This is a genomic window from Mesorhizobium sp. LNHC229A00 (assembly GCF_000502415.1).
GTDB lineage: Bacteria > Pseudomonadota > Alphaproteobacteria > Rhizobiales > Rhizobiaceae > Mesorhizobium.
The window spans coordinates 1-243 of the sequence record NZ_AYWQ01000268.1; the positions used below are offsets into that span (position 1 = coordinate 1).

The window sequence follows — 243 nt, forward strand, 5'->3', positions numbered from 1 at the left end:
TGGTGATGACTGTGCCGGCCCAGGTTCGGTATGAGGTGGTGCCTGCGGTCACCAGGACAGTCTACCATACCGTGAGGGTCGATGGCGGCAGCTATTCCTGGGAATGGCGCGTCATCCATGGCCGCCGCGTGTTGTGCAAGGTTTGGCACAAGGCACGCTATGAACGCGTCGCCGAGACGGCGGTGATCCAGCCCGAGCGCACGCGGCGCGTCGTCATTCCGGCGCAATATGACAGCATCGCCG

Annotated in this window: 1 pseudogene; it reads left to right on the plus strand. The window is 63.8% G+C overall.

The window, feature by feature from the left end:
• Positions 1 to 243, plus strand: a pseudogene (locus tag X742_RS140045) (hypothetical protein); the annotation flags it as partial.